Annotated in this window: 5 protein-coding genes and 1 tRNA gene; 1 reads left to right on the forward strand and 5 read right to left on the reverse strand. The window is 45.0% G+C overall.

Annotated elements, in window-relative coordinates; genetic code table 11:
- The coding region (locus tag Q1V74_RS07690) for a transporter substrate-binding domain-containing protein (protein WP_366524661.1) at nt 1-324 on the forward strand (324 nt) is incomplete at its 5' end.
- Between the two features lie 92 nt (nt 325-416).
- Here Q1V74_RS07690 and Q1V74_RS07695 read toward each other — a convergent pair.
- From Q1V74_RS07695 to Q1V74_RS07715, 5 genes are all read right to left on the reverse strand, one after another.
- A complete protein-coding gene (locus Q1V74_RS07695) occupies nt 417-1,406 on the reverse strand; it encodes a TRAP transporter substrate-binding protein (protein WP_300647829.1) in 990 nt (329 codons plus the stop codon).
- 15 nt (nt 1,407-1,421) lie between these two features.
- Nucleotides 1,422-2,690 (reverse strand): TRAP transporter large permease, encoded by a 1,269-nt coding sequence (locus Q1V74_RS07700; protein ID WP_300647832.1) that lies wholly within the window; start codon nt 2,688-2,690, stop codon nt 1,422-1,424.
- A complete protein-coding gene (locus Q1V74_RS07705) occupies nt 2,677-3,237 on the reverse strand; it encodes a TRAP transporter small permease subunit (RefSeq protein ID WP_300647838.1) in 561 nt (186 codons plus the stop codon). The genes Q1V74_RS07700 and Q1V74_RS07705 overlap by 14 nt, the downstream gene beginning before the upstream one ends.
- Before the next feature lie 70 nt (nt 3,238-3,307).
- Nucleotides 3,308-3,384 (reverse strand) — tRNA-Pro (locus tag Q1V74_RS07710).
- 97 nt (nt 3,385-3,481) lie between these two features.
- A partial coding sequence (locus Q1V74_RS07715) for a phospholipase A (RefSeq protein WP_300647835.1) occupies nt 3,482-4,302 on the reverse strand: 821 nt, incomplete at its 5' end.

Genomic DNA, 4,302 nt, shown 5'->3' on the forward strand with positions numbered 1-4,302 from the left:
GATTTGTTTTTATCTCGGCATTTACAGCATGCCGAACTCGTTAAGTTTTCCACTTCGGCTGCAGCGATTCATGGGTTTGTAGAACAGGGCCTGGAGGCGGTAGCCGGAGTGCGTCAAACGTTACAAGCATATGCGGCAGAGCACACAGGATACCGTATTTTAGACGGCCATTTTACGGCTATTCATCAAGCCATGGCGCTACCTAAAGGGCGTGATATGGCTTTGCAATATGTGACTGATTTTATTAAAGAAATGAAGGCTAACGGATTTGTAGCCGAAGCGTTGCAGCGTAGCGGCCAAGGCGGGGCAACCGTTGCACCTTAATAAAGCCAAAGCCCACAGCTGCAAGCTCATAAAACGCTTACGGCTGTGGGCTTTGTGAAATACCATCACACGAGCCACATCGTCTGGGTGGACTAGGGGGTTTGGGCTTTAATTTGTGCTGCTTCTTGCTCCAACGCTTTAAGGGTGGGGGACTTGGTACGCCACACCTGATACCAGTTTTCTATACTTTCACCAAAAAATGCTCGATCCACCTTAAGAATCGAAACCCCTGTGGTTTGGATTTGGTCTAAGTAGTCTTGATCAATTTTTTCATAGGCCAAGATAATTTGCTCTAAATGCTTGGCGACGATTTCTTGTAAGAGTTTTTGTTGTGTTTCGCTCAGGGTCTGCCATTTTTTTGCTGAAGCCACAGCAACCATCGGTAGCATCATGTGTGATGAGTGTAAAACGGTTTTAGCATGGTCGATGTATTTAACATTCCATGCACCCTCAAAGTCGATTTGCATGCCATCGATTTGACCATTAGCAAAGGCATCATATAGCGCAGGTAGTGGCATAGGTGTAGGCGCTGCGCCAACTTTACGCCAAAAATCGAGCTCAGGCTCAATGGGGATCGTGCGGATTTTTTTGCCTTTTAGATCTGTCCCATCGTTAATCGCTGCACGCATCAGAATTTGGCGCATTCCCGCCATACCATAACCTAAGCCCACCAAACCCAGACTGTTAAGTTCTTGAAGCATAGCGGTGGCGGTTTCGCCTTGTAATAACTGACTGACTTGTTGTGGGGTATCAACCAAATAGGGAGCAAAGAGAGCGGCATAATTAGGGCGCCGATTGGCGATCTCGCCAGCCACTAAAAAAGCCATATCTAAAGCCCCGCTTTGTAGCTGCTGTAGCATTTGGGCTTCATTACCTAATTGTCCCGATGGATAGACCCGCACGCGTAGCTCGCCTTGTGTTTTTTCTTGGACTTCTTGTGCCAGTTCCTGAGCAGAAATCGACCATTGGTGAGAAGGAGGAGTAATTAGACCTAAGCGTAGTTCCGCGGCGACTGCTGAACCAACAAATAGCGAGCTACTAAGGCATAAGTAACTAAAAAAGGCATACCATTTTTTACGCATGAGATTTCCTTTGTGTTAGGGCGAGGAGATAAAGACCAAAGAAAGCGCTGGCAAAAGCACTAAAAGGGCTATTACAGCCAGAGCAGCAAATAGATACGGCAAGGCTAAACGCGCAATACGCTCCGCTCTAATGCCTGATAAGGAAGACGCCACAAAGAGGGCCGAGCCAATCGGAGGGGTTAATAAGCCTAGGACTAAGCTTAAGCACAGTACAACGCCAAAATGAAATGGGTTGATACCATAGTGATCCATAGCAACCGGTAATAGCACAGGCACAACTAAAATAATAATAGGAATAGGATCCATCACCATGCCCATGACAAGTAAAGCTAGCACCACCAAAAATAAAAAAACGGGTGGGCTATTGGTGATGTGCTGAATCCAATCGGCAAATTGGGCAGGTAAGTTTTCAAATGTGATTACCCAACCAAATACATGCGAGGCAGCGATGAGCAATAACACCACTGCTGCGTTTTGAGCGGCACGGATTAATGCTGGACCAATAAATGTGAAATGCAGTTCTTTATAGATATATTTGCCAACCAGTATGGAGGCAATGCAGGCAATGGCCGCGGCTTCGGTTGGTGTAGCAATCCCACCAAGAATACAACCAATAATGATAATAGGTATCATTACAGCCGGTAGGCTTTGAAAAAGCGCTTTACAGCGCTGCTTACCATTTTGGCGCTCTGTGTATGGATACTGATGCTTTTTTGCTAAAACACCAATAATAGCGAGAAAAGCAAGACTTAGTAGTAACCCAGGAACAATGCCAGCTAAAAATAAATCCCCAATCGAAATTTGAGCGATGACGCCATAGATAATAAAAAGCATCGAGGGTGGCATAATAGGGGCCAACAAGCCCCCAAGGGCAGTGATGGTAATAGCGGTGTCTTTACGATATCCGGCTTGCTGCATCTGGGGAACAGCAATGCGCGCCATAATCGTGACTTGGGCCACGGTAGAACCCAAGATAGAAGCCAACATCATATTGGCAAGCAGGTTGATATACGCTAAGCCACCTCGAACTGAACCAATGCATGCGGCGGCAGCGGCCATGAGACGGCGAGCTATCCCACCCTCGTGCATGCATTCGCCCAGCAAAATAAAAAGTGGTAAAGCCAGCAAGCCATAATTTTCTAGCCCCCCAAAAAACTGCAGAGGGTAGGAGCTGAGCAGCACCGTATTGTCTGACGTATAAATAAATAAGAGCGCCGTTATCGCTAAGACAAAAGCCACCGGTACGCTTAGCAGTAACAGTGTAAAAAAACTAATTGCTAACATGAGAATGCTCTTGACGCAGTAGAGTCATGGTATGACACCAGTTAGCCAGACTATGGATTAAGCCGCTAACAGCAAAAATAGGTAGGATTAACCATGTCCAAAATTTTTTTATCCCCAGGGTCATGGTGGGCTCCTCATAGATAAAATTAAACTCTGTGCTTGAAAAAGCAGCCCAATCTAACCGGTGTTTGACGATGAGCTGATAAGGCTCAAAAATCATGATCAGTAAAGCCAAAAATACCGTAAAAAAAAGCATCAGCAAGGCATCCACGCACAGATCTAAACGATATTGCGCCGATTGGCTTAAGCGATCTTTTAAAAGGGTCATGGCAATAGTAGTGCGGTAGTGGATACCTGCAGCCGCTGCCAGTAGTGCCATCCAGACCATAGCGGTGACAGCCGCCTCGTCAATCCAATAAATAGGAATGTTATTGAGACGAGTAATGATATTGATTATCAATAACAAAAAAATAAAAGCCATAAAAGAGCCCGCTACGAATAACTCCGTGCGAGCAAGGCGCTGACTAAATCGATAAAGTGTGAGCATAGTCACATTGTAATGCGATGACAGATGAAAAAAAAGGTTTATGCCAAAGCATAAACCTTTTTTAGTAATGTGGTCGGGGCGGCGGGATTCGAACTCGCGACCCTCTGGTCCCAAACCAGATGCGCTACCAGGCTGCGCTACGCCCCGAAAGACTTAACTATAGCATGACTTAAAATAAAAAAGCAAGCCTTTTGTGAAAAAATGTTTTTTTATCTGTCTCCCCCCTGTTTTAGAGGGGGAAAGACTATGGAATGATAGCAATCCCAAAGCGAACTTGTGATTGGCTGCGTTGGTTGTAGTGTAAAAGTGTTTCGCCGTAGCCCTTGTAGTATTGAGCGTAGAGATAACCATTCATATTAAGTGGGGTACGCTTTAAAGGCCAAGAAGCATCCACCTGGGTGGTTTTACGGTTGTGCTTACCACGTTGATAGGTACCAGTTAAAGCAAGACCGTAATCTTGTTGCCAGCGTAGTTTCCATTCCACATTGCCCATATAGTCACGGTAGTCTGGGTTATCGCTGCTGACGCCAAAGTATTTCTTTACGCGAGGCATAAAAGTCAGCGTACTGCCCCCATCAAATAGGTAATTGAACTCGGGCTGAATGTAGAAATCATTAATAGAGCGGGAGTCGTCGCCGCTTTTACCATTAGACTCATGTTCCGCCCCTGCATTTAAACCCAAATAAAAAGGCGAATTATTATTTTGCCAAAGTTTTTCTTTATACCAAAAGACACTGGGGTTATACGTAGTATCGATAAAAGGCATGGAATCGGAACTTAAATCCCACAATGAACGCTGTGTGTAAGCCAGATATAAATGGTTATGAAAACCTGATTTTTTTTCATCTTCAGGATTAAAGAGACGATATTTAAAGCTAATTTGGAAACGCGCGTTTGTTTCAGGTTTAGAGCCAACAATAAAATAAATAGGCTCATAAGAAGAAATCGCATTTCGGAAATTATCAAAAACGACACTACTATGCGGATTTTGTGGGGCTTGCGCCACAGCCGGGCCATAGGTAGGAGAAATGCCTTGAGCGGTTAGTTGCTCTTGGGGGATTTCTG

It is taken from the genome of Paenalcaligenes sp. (assembly GCF_030152715.1).
GTDB classification, from domain to species: domain Bacteria; phylum Pseudomonadota; class Gammaproteobacteria; order Burkholderiales; family Burkholderiaceae_B; genus Paenalcaligenes; species Paenalcaligenes hermetiae.